Source organism: Bacillus alkalisoli, from assembly GCF_002797415.1.
In the GTDB taxonomy this organism is placed as follows: Bacteria; Bacillota; Bacilli; order Bacillales; family Bacillaceae_I; genus Bacillus_CD; species Bacillus_CD alkalisoli.
This window is the reverse complement of the sequence record NZ_KZ454944.1, coordinates 3015711-3034037: the sequence shown is the minus strand read 5'-3', so window position 1 is coordinate 3034037 and position 18327 is coordinate 3015711. Positions and strand designations below refer to the sequence as shown.

Genomic DNA, 18327 nt, shown 5'->3' with positions numbered 1-18327 from the left:
GATACATCGCACGAAGAAAATGCGTATGCATTTTCGAGGAGTCTCCGACTTGCGCGGAAATCAACTGCTAGAAAAGTATCAGAAATCAACACTTACATTTTTCACAGACTTATTTTTCAAGAAAACACTATAACGTGCTGGAGCTTCGTACGTTTGTTGTTTTATTTGTTCACTTGCTGTTATTTCTATCATTTTATGCCCAGGTTTGGAGTTAATATCTAAAATCCACGGTTTTAAGTTACAATCTATTGCTAAATCAAGACCTATCTCAAAAAGAGGATGAAATTTTTTATCGAGTGTATTAACTAGAGTTTCAACAAGGTAGGAAATAGTTTCTTCAAGGGCTATTTGTTCAATGGTGGAGAATTTTTTTATCCATTCTTTGTATGTTACAATTTCTCCTCCAGTAGCAAGATTTGCTGTGATTTTACCAACACGGCCATGTCTGATCGCTTTGAAACGTTCTAGCCACTCACCGTCTGATCCTTTCTGAAGAAGAATTCTTAAATCAAATGGTTCCTTTTTAGCCGTTAGTAATGACAGAAACGGTTGTATAATGAAATTTGTTTCTTTCGACTGTATCCACTTATTAAATTTTTGAAGTGTATGAAATGTAAAGTGTCGTTCACCATCTCTCGTCACTTCCATACAATCCAATCCATCATGACTAGATTGCTTCGCTTTTATAATCCCAAAACCTTGTGATCCGTTTATAGGCTTTAAAATGACTTCTTTATACATAGAAACCATCTTTTTAAACGTTGAAATGGTGTAACTCCTTGTCGGTAAAAAATATGGTTGAAGCTCCTCATCTGAATGTAGCTGTTGAATGACATCCCACTTATTCGGTAAACCACAACCTAGAAACGTAATATTCCGATTGTTTTTCAACCAGGTTATTTTTTCAATATAAGATTTGCTTTGTAAAGACGATGGATAATATAGGCGATCATAAATAAAAGAAGGAAGTGGGAACTGACTTTTTTTCCAAGAACGAGTCTCTCTACAAAATAAGTAACCAAACACTTCGTTTTTCCCTAAAAATATTTTTGCTGGGGAAAATGAATAGACTTGAACGTCGTATTTTATGCTGTGAATGGCAATGTTCGTCATGTACGAGCTTTTCGTCGGATTAGAAAATGTAAGAATGCCTAGTGTAATGGTCATTCACTCACTCCTTTTTCGAATGTGATGGATTATGTCTCATCCGCTTTGCTCATTAAATATAAGCAATATAAAATAATAGCTTTAGCAGATGGTCGAACAGATTCATTCTCAGAGCGTGGATCCATATTTTTGGAAGGCTTTGTATTTACTTCAATTAGCCACGGCTGGCCACTTTTATCCACTGTAATATCTATGCCAAGCTCCGCAAAAATACCATCAGAAATGGAACTAATCTCATTACAAACATCAAGTGCGATAGAACGCATCGCTTTTTGTAGATGTTTTGCTTCTTTTTTATCAAACAGTTGAACTAGCGCTTGTTGGACTGTTAGCATTTCTCCGCCTTGTGCTAGGTTTGAAACGAACTGTCCAGCTTTAGAAACTCTAGCAACAGCGGAAGTAACTTGCCAAGTGTCATTTTCTCTCCTATGACATAAAAAACGAAAATCCACGGGTCGACCTTCTAACTCGATTAAATCGATTCCTGTTTGAACAATAAAGTTTCTTTTTTTTGTATATGGCTGCAGTCGGGAGACAATATCATGTATATGTTCATACTTAGCTGTAACATTAAGCTGTAGGGACGAATAGGAAAGTTCCCAATTATCCCCATCCTCAGCGCGAGTAATTTTAAAAATTTGCTTTCCTTGACTTCCATTCATTGGTTTAATAAATAGTGTGTTCGTTTTTTCTATTAGATTTTTGACATTCTCAAAAGAATACTCCATTGAAGTGGGAAGAAAAGGGTGTAAATGATCGGCTTGTAATAAGTGAGAATGAACTTCCCATTTGTTTAAAAAATGCTCATTAAAAATAGGGATGTTATGCTTTTGTAGTTCTTCTATAAAAGAAATAAAGCTTATGTTCTGTTCATTTTTTCTAACGTGCAATCTATTGTGAATCACATTCGGAAATGGGACAGATCGCTTTAACCAAGTTTTGTTGTCTGAGAGAATATATCCATCGAGAAAAGTATTGCCGCCATGAATATACTCTTTTAAAGTAAAAACATAAAAAATCACGCCAATTTCGTCTGCAAAAATAGCTAGTTCTCTGCTAAAATATTCAATAGACTTTAAATGTATTGGGGGCTCTTCCTTTATTTCTGTTAGCAGGCCAATAACGGGACCAATTACTAATGTATTGAGATTCGGTTGAAAGCTTACTAATAAATCTCTGTCCTCTTCATCGGCTAAAAATAATGATTGAAGGATGGAACGGTCCACTTTTACATAAGGGTTATCAACCTTTATAATTTCTAGAAAAGCCGTTATTTTTACGCGACTACACTGAATGACGATGATGGGTGAATCTAACGGTATTTGTAACTTTTTCGCTAGTTTTTTGCTTAATCGTATCGTCGGGTTGTTACTTTTTGGTTCCGTTGGAATAATAGTGGCTCTATAAAATTTCATGAAAGTCCCTCGTTTTTTAGAAGTAAGAAAAGTCTAAACGTATAGGCTTAAGCCCTTTTGTACAGTTATTTTATGTACTTCTTGAAAATCGGTGAAAATAAACAAAGTAAAATGTTATAAGAAAAGAGGTATATCGGTACATGAACACGTTTTTATTGTTTTTAATGATGATTTCTATCGGCGCATTTATTGGGGGATTAACAAACTCATTAGCCATTCGCATGCTTTTTCGCCCATATAATCCAATTTATATAGGAAAAAGAAGATTGCCATTTACACCTGGATTAATACCAAAAAGACGAGATGAACTTGCAATTCAGTTAGGGAAGCTAGTCATGGAACATTTACTAACGGCTGAAAGTATGAAGCGCCGCCTCATTCAAAAAGGTTTTCAGCAAGAAATTCTTCAATGGATGATGAAACAAACGGAGACATTTTTGTCATCAGAAAAAACGGTTAAGGAAACATTTCAGAGCTTTGGAGTAGAAAATCCAAAACAAATGCTTCAAGAAAATGCGAATGATTGGTTACAAAAGAAATATGAAACAGCTCTGAAGGAATTTGGAGATCTGCCGATTGAAAGTATTATCCCTGAAGAACTCCTAAATAAAATGGAAGAACATATCCCTCAAGTATCAGAATACATTTTACAAAAAGGGACGGACTACTTTGAAAGCGAGCAAGGAAAAGCTCAACTATCTAAAATGATACAAGACTTTATCCAAACACGGGGGATGCTTGGAAATATGGTGCAAATGTTTCTAGGTAATTATAGTCTCGCCGATAAAGTACAGCCAGAAGTTATAAAATTTTTGAAACATGATGGAACAAAAGATGTATTACAAAAAGTTCTTCTTACCGAATGGAATAAAGTGAAAGCTTTAACGGTAGCAGAAGTAGAGGCAAAATTATCGAAACAGGCTTTAGTAAATTCGGGCATTCAGTTGTTAGAAAAAATGGTAGACCTGGATAAACAGTTAAACAAGTCTATTTCTGAAGTAACGCAGCCAATTAAACAACCCTTGTTACATAATGTATTGCCTACAGTGGTCGATAGTGGGACGACAATCTTGTTAAATCAACTAGAAAATTTATTATCTAAGCTACAATTAGAACAAATTGTGAAAGAACAAGTGGAATCATTTTCTCTTCCAAAGTTAGAGCAAATTGTATTATCTGTCTCAAGTAGAGAGTTAAAAATGATTACGTATTTAGGTGCTTTACTAGGTGGAATGATTGGCTTTGTTCAAGGGTTAATGGTATTTATGCTATAGGTATAGTTAGCTAGTTGACGTAGCTGTCATAATGGTTATCGTTTGAATGAGAAGATTTGGTTTGTTATACTGTTCACTATCATGCCTTTTAGGGCAAAAATGGAAGGACTGAATGTATTGTCTAACGTATATAACGTAGCAAACGAATTAGAAAAAGCAATCCGCACGAGTGAGGAATTCACAAACTTAAAGAAATATTACGAAGAAGTTTTTGCAGACGAGTCAACAAAAACAATGTTTGAAAACTTCCGCAACATTCAACTGTCGCTTCAACAAAAACAAATGTCAGGTCAAGAAATTACACAAGAAGAAGTGGAGCAGGCGCAACAAACAGTTCAACTTGTTCAACAAAACGAAAAAATTGCAAAGCTTATGGAAGCGGAGCAAGGCATGAGCATGATGGTTGGGGAACTTAACAAAATCATCATGAAGCCATTAGAAGAGTTATACAGCAACGTTGAAGGAAACTAATTACGTAAATGAAACGAGCCAATGAAGCATATGATGCTAATTGGCTCGTTTTTACTATAGAATTGGGAACTAACAGTTGATGATAGCACGAGATGCGAGACTCCTGCGGGAGAGTGTGTCAAGGGAGACCCCACAGGCCCATCAGGCCGAGGAGGCTCCCGAGACCACCCGCGGAAAGCGAGCATCTCGTGCTATCATCAACTTAATTATAATAAAACATCTAAAGTACATACTAGCCTTTTCATCTTTCATGTTATGAAACATTTCCTAACAAAAATAGTCATCCTCTAAACTTGTCCAATGTTCTATTCCCTCCTATTTTTTCATACTCATAAAAATAAGTACAAACAACCTAGATTTAAGGAGGCACCTCCATGATATATCGCTTATTGGCTATTAATATTGACAAGACATTATTAAAGTCCAATGGTAAATTGGCAAAAGAAACAAAAGAAGCAGTAGAATATGTAAAAAATAAGGGAATATACGTTACCCTTGTTACGGGAAGGAATTTTTACTCTGCTCAAAAAGTAGCAAAAGCACTAAAGCTTGATTCCTTTCTCGTAACGCACGGCGGTTCATTTATCGCTTCGAAGCAAGAACAGGCTTTGCATGTAAAAAGAATCACAGAAGAAAAAACGTTCAACCTAGTGCAAGTTTTAGAAAACTTTGATTGCACAGTTAGATTAATGCATGAGCGTTACTCGATCGGTAACCGCCTACGTGGTGCAAACAATTTAATGTCTAGAGCAGTGCTCGGTTCGAATGACCCTCTCATTTACCCAGTTCAATTTGTAGAATCGTTAGGTGATACTTTAACAGATAACCCTATCGCGCCACCAAAGATAGAAGTATATTTTAATAGTGAGGAAGAACAAAAGGCAGTATATAATACATTAACAGTTGCATTTGATGATATTGCACTTATGAATCACGATAAAAAAATAGAGATTTTACCTGCAGGTGGTACGAAATTTGATGGCTTACAAACATTAGGCGAAGTGTTGAAGATCTCATGGAATGAAATGGTTTATATAGGCGATGCAGAAGATGACATTCCATTGTTAGACGTTGTCGGCCTTGGAGTGGCAATGTGGAATGCACCTCCTAAAGTAAAAAGTGCAGCAGATTGGATCACACGTTCAAATGATGAGCAAGGTGTTGCTTATATGATAAAAGAACATTTCCGAAAGCAACAAAGATTAGCATTTTTAAAGAGTTTTAAGGTTTAATAGGTTCATAATGGAGTCTGCTAGCTTTTTGGTGGCAGACTTTTTGTTATGGTTCAATTTAAAATAGGTAGTTTATTCTAAAGGCTATGTTAAATGTTAGTGTTGATTTTTGTTACTTAACTAGCAGTTGACTTCCGCGCAAGTCGGAGACTCCTCGAAAATGCATACGCATTTTCTTCGTGCGATGTATCGCTCCGGAGCATTCCTTGTCCTGCGGGAGTAGCGGGGGCCTGGAGACCCCACAGGCGAAGCCGAGGAGGCTCCAGCCATTTCGAAAAGTAAAAGCGGCTCGTTCAGCTCCGAAAAGGATAAGACAAGGGCAGTATGAGGGGGCATTTTTCCCTCAGGATGGCCATGGCTTATCCTAGAGGAGCTAGCCGCTTGACCTAGACACGCCCGCGGAAAGCGGAGACTTGCGCGGAAATCAACAGCGGTCTTTAACAAAACCTTTCTAAAATAACAAATCAGACAAATAACATGTTCACTGGTAAAACTACCCCAACATTGAATAAAAGCCCGTTATTTTGTAAACTGAAAGAAGTTTATAAACGAAAGGTGATTGTTTTGAAGATAAATATACAAGGGCTACAAGATGATAGATTTCAACGCCCACTCGAACTTATTTCTAACTTATTCTTTGAAGAAAGTGAAGTATCATTATCTTCAACAAATGAAGAAGACTACAATCTAGTTTTTTCCATAAATCTAAACGAGACAGAATTGATGTGTGTAGTATCAGGATTGCTTGAGGTAAATGGTCATGGTCAAATATTTAAGAGTACACACCAAAAAGACCTTACTTTATTTAATGATGATAAAGAACGCTTTAAACAAGTTAAATATACAGTTTTTCATGTATTTTTAACATTATTACAAGACTATACTGGCATCATTCAAAAATGGGGAATTCTTACTGGAATCCGTCCAACAAAGCTTTTACACTCCAAATTACAAAAAGGTGAAAAGAAAGAAGATGTCCATAAATTATTAAAAGAAGAATATTTGATAAGTGATGAAAAGATTCAATTAATGCAACAAATCGTAGATCGTCAGCTTTCCGTTGTGCCTGACCTTTATGATTTAGGAAAAGAAGTTAGTATTTACATCGGGATTCCATTTTGTCCAACAAAGTGCGCTTACTGTACGTTTCCTGCTTATGCAATAAACGGGAAACAAGGAAAAGTTGACTCTTTCTTAGGTGGATTACACCATGAAATTGAAGTAGTAGGTAACTGGTTAAGAGAAAAAGGGATCAAAATTACAACAGTATATTACGGTGGTGGTACACCTACAAGTATTACAGCAGAGGAAATGGACATGTTGTATGAGCAAATGTACAAGGCTTTCCCTAATATGGAAAAAGTACGTGAAGTAACCGTAGAGGCAGGTCGTCCTGATACAATCACACCAGAAAAATTGAAAGTTCTACAAAAATGGAACATTGATCGTATTAGTATTAATCCGCAATCTTATATTCAAGAAACATTAAAAGCGATTGGACGCCATCATACGGTTGAAGAAACTATTGATAAATTCCACTTAGCTAGAGAAATGAATATGAATAACATTAATATGGACTTAATTATTGGGTTACCAGGTGAAGGTGTGCCTGAATTCCAACATACGTTAAACGAAACGGAAAAATTAATGCCAGAATCACTAACTGTTCATACATTATCGTTTAAACGTGCTTCAGAAATGACAAAAAATAAGCAGAAATACAAAGTAGCAGACCGTGAAGAAATTAGTAAAATGATGGATATGGCAACAGAATGGACGAACGACCACGGATATGTACCATATTACTTGTATCGCCAAAAGAATATATTAGGTAACTTAGAAAACGTTGGCTATGCACTGCCAGGTCAAGACAGTATTTACAACATCATGATCATGGAAGAAAAGCAGTCGATCATTGGACTAGGATGTGGGGCATCTAGTAAATTTGTCGACCCTAATACAGGCAAAATTCAACGTTTTGCGAATCCAAAAGACCCTAAGTCATACAATGATGGATATTTACATTACACAGATGAGAAAATAAAGATAATGGAAGAGCTTTTCTCTAAATAGCCAAAAAAATCCCGCTGGAATTATTTTCAGCGGGATCATTTTTCCTCATTGTTGTTCTTCTTCAAATACCGACCTAAAAAATCCACTAAAAAGAAAACAGAAACTAGTCCTATCACAAGTACATATACATTGTCATATTCAGTACCACTCGATATGTATGATAAAACATAGAAAGCAAAAAAGAAGATTAGAGCATATATAATTACTTTTTTTAACATTGTATGGTTGCTCCTTACCTATAAAGTATTATGAACTGAGTGAGTTTCATAATGTACAATTACTAAACGAAAAACGAATATTAAACCTATTCTTTCATATAATTTACGTTTATATCGAACGTAATTTAATTATATAATAAACGGAACATTCGTTTTTCACTAAACGAACAGTAATTATGAAATTGATTCAACTAATCTAATTATACACTCTAATACAGTAATGTTAACGTAAATAAAACTATTTTTCTACTTTTTACCATGTTATAATAAAATGAATTATAATTCATTTTTGTGTTGATCAAACAGAAGGGGGGATGCAAAGTGAAGAATACATATAAAACTATCCAGTTAGAAGAAGTAAATGGTGTCATTACATTGACTCTAAATCGTCCAGAAAGTCACAATGCAATGAATGTAGAGATGTTAATAGAACTCAATAGCGTGATGGAAGAAATTAAAGAAAGTAAGGCGAAAATTCTTTTATTAAAAGGTAACGGACCTGTTTTTAGTGCGGGTGGTGATATTAAAATGATGTTACAAGATGACCCTAAACTTTTTGAAACAGTTATGAACTCCATTACGAACATCGTTTTAACATTATACACTTTACCGAAAATAACGATTAGTGCCCTTCACGGAGCAGCAGCTGGACTAGGCTTAAGTTTAGCGCTAGCAAGTGACTACGTGTACGCTCAACCTTCTACGAAAATAGCAATGAATTTTATAAAAATTGGTCTCATTCCTGATGGTGCAGGTCATTTCTTTTTAAAGAATAGATTAGGAGAAATCATGGCCAAACACCTCATCTGGGAAGGGAAAACCGTTACTGGATCAGAAGCAAAAAATCTTGGTTTAGTGGACATCGTAGAAGAAAAACTAGAGCAAGCAATATTGAGTAAACTACAACAATTAAAGTCTTCTCCATTACAAGCAATGATTGAAACGAAGTCAATCTACACGCAAGCTTCCTCAACTGAGCTTAAAACTGTACTGCAATTAGAAAAGAGTGGCCAGAGCAGAATGCGCCAAACAAATGATCATCAAGAAGGTATCAGAGCTTTTTTAGAAAAAAGGGTTCCGAATTTTAATGGAGAATAAATAATAGTAACGCAACCTTTTAAGGGGAGAGAAAATGAATAGAAATACATCGGTTATTATTACTCTATTATTTCTAATTTTGTTGGGGAGTTCTGTTACATATATTGTTGTAACGAACTCAAACAAAAATGTACTAGAAGCCCGAAGATTAGAAATGATTAATTATCTTGATATGAATTTTGAGAAGTTTGCCCCTGAACTTGCTGACTTTGTAGATGAAAACAAAACCATAATTACGTCTGTTATTTCTCCAGGTGGCTTAGTTAACTTTGAATGCTTTTTAGTAAGAAACGAAGAGCCGTTTGGGATCTATAAAGTACTATATGACATAAAAAATCAGATAGTTATTACAAAAGAATTAGAAGTAACGAACCCTAAATATGTGGATGAGTGGCGAGAGTTTCAAAAGAAACATTAGATAATCAGCATAATCCTAAAAAAATAAAGAGGTTGGGATAGAACTAATTTTCTCACTCCAAAGACGAACGATTATATGTAATGGATTACCAATGGATAATTACATTTTGTATGCAGCAAATGATTGGAGCGCAAGCCTTCGCTTTCCGCGGGCGGTAAAAAGGTAGGTTATTTTCACTGTCGTGAAAAACCTACTCCTCGGCACGAGCGCCTGTGGGGTCTCACTTACACGCTTTCCCGCAGGAGTCTTCGGCTTGCGCTCCAATCATCTGTCGGAAAGTATAAAAATGTACATTTTCATTTTTGGAAACGAGAAAAAATCCGACATATCCCTCGGATTTTCATGGGTAATGTTCGGATTTCTAATTAGTTAACACAGTTTTGACCCATCCTCTTCTTTATCGATGAAATAATACTAACTTTCCGCTAGAGTTTGTGCAACGGTGTGTTGTTTCTAAATACTTCAATTCCCCTAATCGTTTTTCCCCAAGTTCTTTCGCTTCTTTTTCTGAAGAAGCTTCAAAGCTCTCGTCTAATAGCTTTTCTCCATCTTTGCTGAAAACCGTTAACGTATATTTTCCCACTTCGATCATCCCCTTATGAATAGTCATTCATTTACTACTATCATACTACTTATAAAGAAAATGTTAAAGTTTTATATATATATGGAACTTTATGCCACAAGAATCGTATAATTATAGGCAGACCTATAAGGAGGTACAATATAATGGCATTAAAATTGCAACAGGTCACGAAAAAGTTCGGGGCACATACTGCTGTGAACAACTTATCTATTGAAATACCAGAAAGTGAGATGTTTGGATTTCTAGGTGCGAACGGAGCTGGTAAAACAACAACGTTCCGAATGGTGCTTGGACTTTTAGAACCAACGGCAGGAAAAATTACGTGGGCAGAAAATAAAATTACATATAATGAAAGTCATTTAGTCGGATATTTGCCAGAAGAAAGAGGACTTTATCCAAAACTTACAGTTAAGGACCAATTAATTTACTTAGGTAGATTAAGAGGAATGCAAAAAGCAGATATTTTGAAACAAATGGATTACTGGTTAGAAAGATTTAAAGTACCAGAATACGCGAACAAAAAAGTGGAGGAACTCTCCAAAGGTAACCAACAAAAAATTCAATTTATCGCGTCTACTATTCATAAACCAAAGCTATTAATCTTAGACGAACCGTTCAGTGGATTGGACCCATTAAATGTTGAATTACTGAAAGATGCTGTGACGGACTTAAAAAATGAAGGAACTTCTATTGTGTTTTCTAGTCATCGAATGGAACATGTAGAAGAGCTTTGTGAACATTTATGTATTATGCATCATGGTAGTCCAGTTGTTCATGGTAATTTACGAGATATAAAGCGTTCATTTGGAAAGAAGAATGTTACCATCCATGCTGATATAGATCTTTCTTATTTAGAAACGTTCTCTGGTGTTGTAAGAGCAAAGAAAACAGTAGAAGGTATAAAATTGCAAGTAGAGGATGAAAAGATCTCCCAAAGGGTGTTTGAGAGCTTACAAGGTAAAGGCTTTGTTCGAAAGTTCCAATTAGAAGAGCCTTCGTTAAATGATATCTTTATTGAAAAAGTAGGTGACTCCTATGAATAAGTTTTTCATTATTGTTATGCAAACATATATGAGTAAGCTAAGGTCCAAGTCATTTCTTATATCAACAGCCATAACAGCATTACTTATTATCGGATTAACAAATATGCAAACGATCCTTGAAACATTCGAACGAAACGATGAAAAACTAATCGCTGTCTTAGATAATGACGGTTCTTTTTATACCCAGTTAGAAGCACAATTCCAAGGTGAAGAACAGAGGGTTAATTTTGAGAAAATAGATGGCGATCCAAGTAGTGTTGAAGAAAAAGTGCTAGAAGGAACGTACGATGGAGTTTTGATCATCGATGAGGATCAAGAAGGATTACCAGTCGGTACGTTTAAAGCTAGATCCATTTCCGACCATGGAACAATTTTTAGAATAGAACAGGCACTTCAACAAGTAAAGGTGGAGCTTGCTACTGCTAAAATTGGGTTAACGCAAGAGCAAATTGCCACATTATATGCCCCAGTACCATTTGAAGTTGTACCGTTAGAAGAATCTGCAAAATCAGCAGAAGAACTAAACCAAGCTAGAGGCATTGTTTACGTATTACTATTTGTTATGTATTTCTCCGTTATCATGTATTCAAGTATGATTGCAACAGAAGTGGCAACGGAAAAAACGTCACGTGTAATGGAAATACTGATTTCCTCGGCATCTCCTATTAAGCATATGTTTGGGAAAATATTAGGTATTGCTTTATTAAGTATTACCCAACTTTTATTATGGTTTGTTATTGGTTATTTCTCATTAAATAGAAACTTACAAGATATGACAGGAGGAGTGTTTGAATACTTTGGAGTTGGTGACTTAGCTGTTTCCACTTTCGTGTATGCCATCATCTTCTTCCTATTAGGATACTTCTTATTTGCGACATTAGCAGCATTTTTGGGTTCATTAGTTAGTAGAATTGAAGATATTCAACAAATGATTGCACCGATGACCATACTAATTGTTGCAGCATTTATGATTGCAATGTTCGGATTAAATAATCCAGATAATTCATTTATTCAAGTGATGTCCTTTATTCCGTTTTTCTCTCCAATGATAATGTTTTTACGAGTAGGTATGCTAAACCTTCCGTTTTGGGAAATTGGGTTGTCCATTGGTATTTTAGTTGGTACGATTATTTTATTAGCAATGTTCGGATCAAAAGTGTATCGTGGTGGAGTATTAATGTACGGAAAATCCTCATCCTTTAAAGACATTAAAAAAGCATTGCAACTAACCAAAAAAGACTAACAGATTTAGGAGAGCTACAAAATGGACTTAATTCCAATATTGTCGTGTATGTTTTTATTTTTCCTAACGCTCTACTTCGTTATTAAGGCAGCAGTCAAGAACGGAATGAATGAATCAAAGGAATTAAGAAAACTAAACATCGAATTACAAGATATAAAAAAACAAGTTAAATTTTCACATCAAAATGAACAAAAGCATTATGTAAATAAGAAAATATAAATTCTTTGAGGCTGTCCAGAAAGTACTTTCTGAATGGCCTCTTTTTACAATAAAAGCCGTGTCGGATATGTGACCGCTTTCCGCGGGGGAGGCGGTGAGCCTCCTCGAGCCCAAGGGCTCTGTGGGGTCTCACCAGCCTGCCCTCTCCCGCAGGAGTCGGCCACATATCCGACACTTTATTTAATTCACTTACTATATTTAGTTACAAATACTTTTAGATAGCTATTTTTTCAATTTATCATCATAACCCAAACCGAACGTGCATTCGATTTGAAATCGTGATAAAATAAAAGAAAAAGTGAAAGGGTGCAATATATGGAAAAAATCCGATTTATTCATGCTGCCGACTTGCATTTAGATAGCCCTTTTATAGGCCTACATACATTGCCACAGCCAATCCTCCAACGAATTAGACACAGCACTTTTCAAGCGTTTCAAACAATCATCGATAACGCAATAAAATATAATATAGACTTCCTATTAATAGCAGGAGATTTGTTTGATGGAGAAAATAGAAGTTTATTCGCACAGGCAAAGCTAAGAGAAGGATTTCAGCGCTTAGAAGAACAAGATATTCCAGTGTACATCATTCATGGAAACCACGACCCTGTTCTAAAAGACACTAAAACTTTCCGCTACCCAAATAATGTTCATATATTTTCAACTACTGTTGAAACAAAACCATTTTACAAAAATGGCACACAAATTGCTAACATATATGGGTTTAGCTATCCAACAAAGCACGTCACGTCTAATATGACTTCTTTTTATAACAAAGAAAATAACGATGTGCCATACCATATCGGAATGCTTCACGGTAACCTTGACGGTAACACTGACCATGATCCTTATGCACCATTTACGATGAACGAACTGCTAGAAAAAGACTTTCATTATTGGGCTCTAGGTCATATTCATAAACGACAAATTTTACATGAGCGCCCTTCTATTGTCTACCCAGGAAATATTCAAGGAAGGCATAAAAAAGAACGAGGCGAAAAAGGGATATATTTAGTTGAATTACAACAAGAAAGTGAAACATTATCCTTCATTCAAACATCGAATGTTCTTTGGGACACTATAACATTCAATATTACTACATTAGCTAGCATGGATGAAATCATAAATAATTTAAAAAAACTAATAGAAGAATTACGTTGTAAAGAAAAAGGGTTACTCATTCAGTTAGAATTGGTTGGTCAAAATCAACTTCATCATGAACTACAGAATGCTCAAGTATTAGAGGACTTACTATTTCTCCTAAATGAAAAAGAAGAATCTACGTTCGACTTTGTTTATGTATACGATATTTTACTTAAAACAAGTAATGTAATTAACAAAAAGGAATTAGAAGAAGTTCCGTTTTATCGTGATTTCTTTCATGTAGTAGAGCGTACAGATGACGTTCAAGTTGCACTATCTTCTCTTTACCACCATAACGAGGCACGTAAAGTATTACAAAAGCTTACGGAAAAAGAGTTAGAAGAAGTTAAAAGAGAGGCTGAGCAACTCTTATTAGAAGAACTACTCCATGATAGGAGGTAATGTAAGATGAAGATTAAAAGTTTACATATATATGGATTTGGAAAATTACAAAACGTTAAAGTTGACCTATTTTCTCCAACAGTACAAGTATTTTACGGAGAAAATGAGGCTGGTAAATCGACTATTATGGCTTTCATACATGCCATTTTATTTGGTTTTCCAACAAAAAACCAAGCAGAGCTTAGGTACGAACCTAAAACTGGATTTCAATATGGCGGTTATTTAACCGTAGAAACAAAGGAACAGGGAATAGTGAAAATAGAAAGAGTTAATGGTAGATCCACAGGTGAAGTGACTGTATATTTTGAAGACGGGACCACTTCCACCTCTACTGAAACTATCGTAAATGGAATGGAAAAGTCTTTATTTAAAGGAGTCTTTTCATTCAACATAATGGACATTCAAAATGTAAAACTTACAAATTTAGACGAACTTGGTAGTTATTTATTTTCATCTGGCATGATAGGAACAGATCAACTTCAAAAACTAGGACAAAAATTAGAAAAAGAAACTGATGCACTTTTTAAACCAGGTGGTAGAAAGCCAATACTTAATGAAATGTTATCTACGTTAAAAGATAAAAAAGCACAGTTGGTATTGTGGGAAGAGAAGATAGGGGAATATGAACGACTGCAAAGTAATGTTGAGAAATTAAACAGTCAAATCGAAAATCTGACGCATAAGCAAAAGCAATTGCAAATACAAAAACAACTAACAGATCAAATGATTTCAATCACTCCTTTATACACAGAATTAATTCAGTACGATTCAAAATTACAGACGCTCCCTATGTATAAACCATTTCCAATCAATGGTGTGACAAGGCTAGAAAGTCTCCAAAAAGAATGGACTTTTTTTGAATCAAAAATAAACACTCTAACGGAACAAATGAATGAAATTAATTCAAAGTTAGATAATATACCAGAGACACAGTTGCAAGAAAAATTAAAAGCATTGGAGTCTATCACGGATTTACAGTTGAATTATGAGCAATTAGAACAAGCTTTAGAACAGCTTACTATTACCGAGCATAATCTTAAAAGTAAAATTCAACAGATTAAAGAAAGCATTGGTTGGGAGAATAAGTTGGATAGTGAGATTTTATGTTTCCAAACGACACTTCAAACAAAAATGCAACTACGTGAATTAGTGTTTGAAGAAAAGCAGTTGGAAGAAGAAAAAGTAAGAGTAGATAAACAATTTTCTACAGCGAAAGAAGAGTTAGAGAATAGTGAGTTTAATATAAAGCAGTTAAAAGCAGAACTGCTACCAGAGCAAGAGAAAAATAGGTTAAACAACTTAATTAACGAAAATAAACGTAGCTCAATAGAGAACGAAATTCGCGCACAGGAAAAGATACTCGAACAATTGAAGAAACAAAGAGCTCAACAAGAACAAGCTGAAAAAGTTTCTAAAAAAAGTACCGTGATTCTGTTTAGCGTTTTATCAGTTGTTTGTGCTGGATTAGCCATATATGGATTTTCAATTGGTAATATTGGACTCTCGTTAATTGCTATTTTTTGTTTAGGGGGCACATTCCTTTTTACTTTTAGTAAGAAATCGAAAAACTCCTCCGTAGAATGGAAAGAAGAAGAAAAAAATATTTTAGCTGAACTTTCAAAACTTAAAAAAGAATTGTCTGAGCAACGTACATCTTTAGATGAAATAAACAAAGTGCAAAAGTTATTAATAGAAAACGAGCAAGTAGAAAAGATGCTCGTCAAAGAAATGGTACTTCTACGCCAGCATGAACGAAGTTATGAAAAAACGGTTTCACTTTATGAAGCTTGGGAACAAAAGAAATTTTTAATAGATGAAAAGTGGAAAAACCTAAACGAAATAATTGATTTATCTGAATTTCAAATTTCTTTTATGGAAGAGGCATTTGAAGAAATAAGTGCGTTGAAAAAATACTTATTGGAGCTAGAGGAAGTATCAATAGACAAAAAACTACACGAAAATGAATTAAACGATTTAGTTTTAAAGATACAATCAAATAATAAAAAACTAGGTTTTGATTATAATAACCTAAATCATTGTTTCTACTTAGCGAGAAATGAGCAGGAACAATTAAAAAATTTAATACAAACAATGAAACATCTAAAAGAAAAACTTGTCCCATTAGCAGAAGAAAAACGATTACTAATTCAACAACAAGTAGAAGTAGTAAAGCAAATGGACCAGCTTTACGTATCAGCAAACGTAAGTACAGAAGAGAAGTTTCGAGAGAAAGCAGAACAAAATGCTATTGGTGTCGACCTAGAACAAAGACGTGATATGTTACAAGCGCAAATTACACAATTAGAAAAGCTATACGAAGTGAGTAAAGAAGATTGGCTGAAAGTAAACGATTGGAACTACGAGCTCATATTAGTTAAGGAGGACATTCATTCAATAGAAAATCAACTACAAGAAAGGTACAAAGAAAAAGCAACTTACCTTGAGACAATAAAGGTACTAGAAGCTGGTACAACCTACGCAATGGTAAAACAAGATTATGAAAATGAAAAAGCATTATTTGAACGACTAGCAAAAAAGTGGTCCGTATTTGAGACTGCTAAACATCTACTAAACAAAACGATGAACTACTATCAAGAAGTAAAGTTACCACAAGTATTAGAAAAAGCCACTAAGTACTTCAATTTATTAACAGGTGGAAAGTATGTAAAAGTGATGACATTATCATCAGAGAAAACGTTAGTAGTGGAGCATAAGGATGGAATGGTTTTTTTACCAAAAGAATTAAGTCAGGCGACTATTGAGCAATTGTATATTGCATTAAGATTTGCCGTTGCTGCAGCATGGAGTAATGAAAAAGCGCTTCCTTTTATTATCGATGATACTTTTGTAAATTTTGACTCCAATAGAACAGATCTAGCTATGAAGCTGTTAGAAGAGATTACGAATGAAGGAAACCAAATTATTTTCTTCACATGTCATCATTTCATTAAAGAAAAACTTAGTATGAAGAAAGGTGCAATTGTCTACGTTATGGAAGAATCAACAATGTTTGCCACGTAATATGGCAAGTGATATTCTTAACTGAGTAAGTTATCATGTACTACTACTAACTGACTTGTACGAATGGAGTATTTTTATATGACAGATCAACACACGAGTAAATCTCGTTCAAAGACACCATTAATTTTATTAAGCTTCAATTTGTTTATTGTAATGATTGGTATCGGGTTAGTCATACCTATCTTACCTTTTTATATCGACATGTTTGGAGCGACCGCTAGAACGCTTGGTTTTTTGGTTGCTGTCTATGCCTTTATGCAGTTCCTTTTTGCACCAATATGGGGAAGGGTGTCTGATAAAATTGGTAGAAAACCTTTAATTACACTTGGCCTTTTTGGGTTCGCGGTAGCGGAATTTATATTTGCATTCGCCACTGGAATATGGATGTTGTTCGTTTCTCGAATATTAGCTGGTCTTTTTGGTGCAGCGTTAATGCCTACTGCTATGGCTTACGTTTCAGATGTAACAAGTGAAGAAAAGCGCGGACAAGGAATGGGTATTCTTGGTGCAGCCATGGGGCTTGGAATTGTAGTAGGTCCAGGAATAGGAGGCTGGCTGGCCGAATATAATCTATCTTTACCTTTCATTTTTGCAGGAACTTTAGCAACAATTGCGGGTATTGTTTCTATACTTGTTTTACCTGAGTCGTATCCGAAAGAAAAAAGGGAGCAAGATAGACTGCAAGAAGCGGGAGTAAAACAAAAAAACCAATTTGTCATGATGGCAAATGCCATTAATAGTCCTGTAGGGTTTTTGTTAATATTAGTTTTTATTATGAGCTTTGCATTAGCAAACTTCCAATCAATCTTTGGTTACTATACAATGATTCGATATGAGTATACACCTAGTCAGGTAGGGTTAATTGTATTACTTGTAGGTCTAGTTGGGACTATTGCACAAGGAGTATTGGTAGGAAGATTAACTCGTAAATTCGGAGAACAAAAAGTGGTCATGTTTTCTCTACTGATAAGTGCAATTGGCTTTGTCATCATGACATTTGCAACAACTTTCTTACTCGTTTTACTAACAACAAGTATATTTTTCTTAGGCAATTCATTGTTACGACCATCTCTGAACTCTTTTATATCTAAATTAGCTGGAAAAAAACAAGGGTTTATAATGGGATTAAACAATTCATTCTTAAGTCTCGGCAACACAGTAGGACCAATATTAGCTGGGATTTTATTTGAAATAAATATCCATATTCCATATTTGTTTGGAGCTTTTATTTTACTTGTAGGCTTAATCGCAACAAAAGTATGGCTTAGTCAGAAAGCAAAACAAGTCGAAGTGACCACGTGATTAAT

Annotated in this window: 16 protein-coding genes; 12 read left to right on the top strand and 4 right to left on the bottom strand. The window is 35.0% G+C overall.

The annotated features are described in order from the left end of the window. Positions 1–78: 78 nt before the first annotated feature. Both CDZ89_RS15125 and CDZ89_RS15120 read right to left on the bottom strand, forming a co-directional pair. Positions 79–1167: a YheC/YheD family endospore coat-associated protein gene (locus CDZ89_RS15125; protein ID WP_096155269.1), complete on the bottom strand. Its 1089-nt coding sequence runs from the start codon at positions 1165–1167 to the stop codon at positions 79–81. Between the two features lie 29 nt (positions 1168–1196). After that, complete coding sequence (locus CDZ89_RS15120; RefSeq protein WP_100333926.1) at positions 1197–2582, bottom strand: YheC/YheD family endospore coat-associated protein; 1386 nt, start codon at positions 2580–2582, stop codon at positions 1197–1199. 140 nt (positions 2583–2722) lie between these two features. Between CDZ89_RS15120 and CDZ89_RS15115 the strand changes: the two genes are divergently transcribed. From CDZ89_RS15115 to CDZ89_RS15100, 4 genes are all read left to right on the top strand, one after another. After that, positions 2723–3856, top strand: a complete 1134-nt coding sequence (locus CDZ89_RS15115) for a DUF445 domain-containing protein (RefSeq protein ID WP_096155267.1) — start codon at positions 2723–2725, stop codon at positions 3854–3856. 117 nt (positions 3857–3973) lie between these two features. After that, a complete protein-coding gene (locus CDZ89_RS15110; RefSeq protein ID WP_406564900.1) occupies positions 3974–4327 on the top strand; it encodes a YlbF/YmcA family competence regulator in 354 nt (117 codons plus the stop codon). Positions 4328–4701: 374 nt separating this feature from the next. Beyond that, positions 4702–5559, top strand: coding sequence for a Cof-type HAD-IIB family hydrolase (locus CDZ89_RS15105; protein WP_096155265.1), 858 nt, complete (start codon positions 4702–4704; stop codon positions 5557–5559). A gap of 564 nt (positions 5560–6123) precedes the next feature. Further along, positions 6124–7632 carry a coproporphyrinogen III oxidase gene (locus CDZ89_RS15100; protein WP_096155264.1) on the top strand — a complete coding sequence of 503 codons (1509 nt, stop codon included), beginning with the start codon at positions 6124–6126 and terminating at the stop codon, positions 7630–7632. Between the two features lie 35 nt (positions 7633–7667). Here CDZ89_RS15100 and CDZ89_RS15095 read toward each other — a convergent pair whose 3' ends face one another. After that, the gene (locus tag CDZ89_RS15095; protein ID WP_096155263.1) at positions 7668–7850 is read right to left on the bottom strand and encodes a hypothetical protein; all 183 of its coding nucleotides are present in this window, start codon (positions 7848–7850) and stop codon (positions 7668–7670) included. Between the two features lie 321 nt (positions 7851–8171). On the opposite strand from CDZ89_RS15095, the gene CDZ89_RS15090 reads away from it, so the two are divergent. Together CDZ89_RS15090 and CDZ89_RS15085 are read left to right on the top strand one after the other, a co-directional pair. Further along, entirely contained in the window at positions 8172–8948 is a 777-nt protein-coding gene (locus tag CDZ89_RS15090; protein WP_227521521.1) for an enoyl-CoA hydratase, read from the top strand. A gap of 34 nt (positions 8949–8982) precedes the next feature. Next, positions 8983–9366 (top strand): hypothetical protein, encoded by a 384-nt coding sequence (locus tag CDZ89_RS15085; RefSeq protein ID WP_096155262.1) that lies wholly within the window; start codon positions 8983–8985, stop codon positions 9364–9366. A gap of 397 nt (positions 9367–9763) precedes the next feature. On the opposite strand, the gene CDZ89_RS15080 is transcribed toward CDZ89_RS15085, so the two are convergent. Further along, positions 9764–9949, bottom strand: a complete 186-nt coding sequence (locus CDZ89_RS15080) for a YhzD family protein (protein ID WP_096155261.1) — start codon at positions 9947–9949, stop codon at positions 9764–9766. A gap of 143 nt (positions 9950–10092) precedes the next feature. Between CDZ89_RS15080 and CDZ89_RS15075 the strand changes: the two genes are divergently transcribed. The 6 genes from CDZ89_RS15075 to CDZ89_RS15050 all read left to right on the top strand — a co-directional run bounded on the left by CDZ89_RS15075 (position 10093) and on the right by CDZ89_RS15050 (position 18322). Next, positions 10093–10992: an ABC transporter ATP-binding protein gene (locus CDZ89_RS15075; protein WP_096155260.1), complete on the top strand. Its 900-nt coding sequence runs from the start codon at positions 10093–10095 to the stop codon at positions 10990–10992. Beyond that, positions 10985–12235: an ABC transporter permease gene (locus tag CDZ89_RS15070; RefSeq protein ID WP_096155259.1), complete on the top strand. Its 1251-nt coding sequence runs from the start codon at positions 10985–10987 to the stop codon at positions 12233–12235. Before CDZ89_RS15075 ends, CDZ89_RS15070 begins: the two co-directional genes overlap by 8 nt. Positions 12236–12256: 21 nt before the next feature. Continuing rightward, positions 12257–12454 carry a DUF6019 family protein gene (locus CDZ89_RS15065; RefSeq protein ID WP_096155258.1) on the top strand — a complete coding sequence of 66 codons (198 nt, stop codon included), beginning with the start codon at positions 12257–12259 and terminating at the stop codon, positions 12452–12454. Positions 12455–12769: 315 nt separating this feature from the next. Next, positions 12770–13999, top strand: a complete 1230-nt coding sequence (locus CDZ89_RS15060) for a metallophosphoesterase family protein (protein ID WP_096155257.1) — start codon at positions 12770–12772, stop codon at positions 13997–13999. A gap of 6 nt (positions 14000–14005) precedes the next feature. Continuing rightward, complete coding sequence (locus tag CDZ89_RS15055) at positions 14006–17020, top strand: ATP-binding protein (RefSeq protein ID WP_096155256.1); 3015 nt, start codon at positions 14006–14008, stop codon at positions 17018–17020. A 78-nt stretch (positions 17021–17098) separates the two neighbouring features. Then, a complete protein-coding gene (locus CDZ89_RS15050; protein WP_100333924.1) occupies positions 17099–18322 on the top strand; it encodes an MFS transporter in 1224 nt (407 codons plus the stop codon). Positions 18323–18327: the final 5 nt, after the last annotated feature.

Excerpts from the sequence above, each read along its gene's own strand:
- CDZ89_RS15070 (WP_096155259.1), top strand. The coding sequence starts at position 10,985 with ATGAATAAGTTTTTCATTATTGTTATGCAAACATATATGAGTAAGCTA.
- CDZ89_RS15095 (WP_096155263.1), bottom strand. The coding sequence starts at position 7,850 with ATGTTAAAAAAAGTAATTATATATGCTCTAATCTTCTTTTTTGCTTTC.
- CDZ89_RS15085 (WP_096155262.1), top strand. The coding sequence starts at position 8,983 with ATGAATAGAAATACATCGGTTATTATTACTCTATTATTTCTAATTTTG.
- CDZ89_RS15060 (WP_096155257.1), top strand. The coding sequence starts at position 12,770 with ATGGAAAAAATCCGATTTATTCATGCTGCCGACTTGCATTTAGATAGC.
- CDZ89_RS15065 (WP_096155258.1), top strand. The coding sequence starts at position 12,257 with ATGGACTTAATTCCAATATTGTCGTGTATGTTTTTATTTTTCCTAACG.
- CDZ89_RS15055 (WP_096155256.1), top strand. The coding sequence starts at position 14,006 with ATGAAGATTAAAAGTTTACATATATATGGATTTGGAAAATTACAAAAC.
- CDZ89_RS15050 (WP_100333924.1), top strand. The coding sequence starts at position 17,099 with ATGACAGATCAACACACGAGTAAATCTCGTTCAAAGACACCATTAATT.
- CDZ89_RS15125 (WP_096155269.1), bottom strand. The coding sequence starts at position 1,167 with ATGACCATTACACTAGGCATTCTTACATTTTCTAATCCGACGAAAAGC.
- CDZ89_RS15115 (WP_096155267.1), top strand. The coding sequence starts at position 2,723 with ATGAACACGTTTTTATTGTTTTTAATGATGATTTCTATCGGCGCATTT.
- CDZ89_RS15120 (WP_100333926.1), bottom strand. The coding sequence starts at position 2,582 with ATGAAATTTTATAGAGCCACTATTATTCCAACGGAACCAAAAAGTAAC.
- CDZ89_RS15105 (WP_096155265.1), top strand. The coding sequence starts at position 4,702 with ATGATATATCGCTTATTGGCTATTAATATTGACAAGACATTATTAAAG.
- CDZ89_RS15075 (WP_096155260.1), top strand. The coding sequence starts at position 10,093 with ATGGCATTAAAATTGCAACAGGTCACGAAAAAGTTCGGGGCACATACT.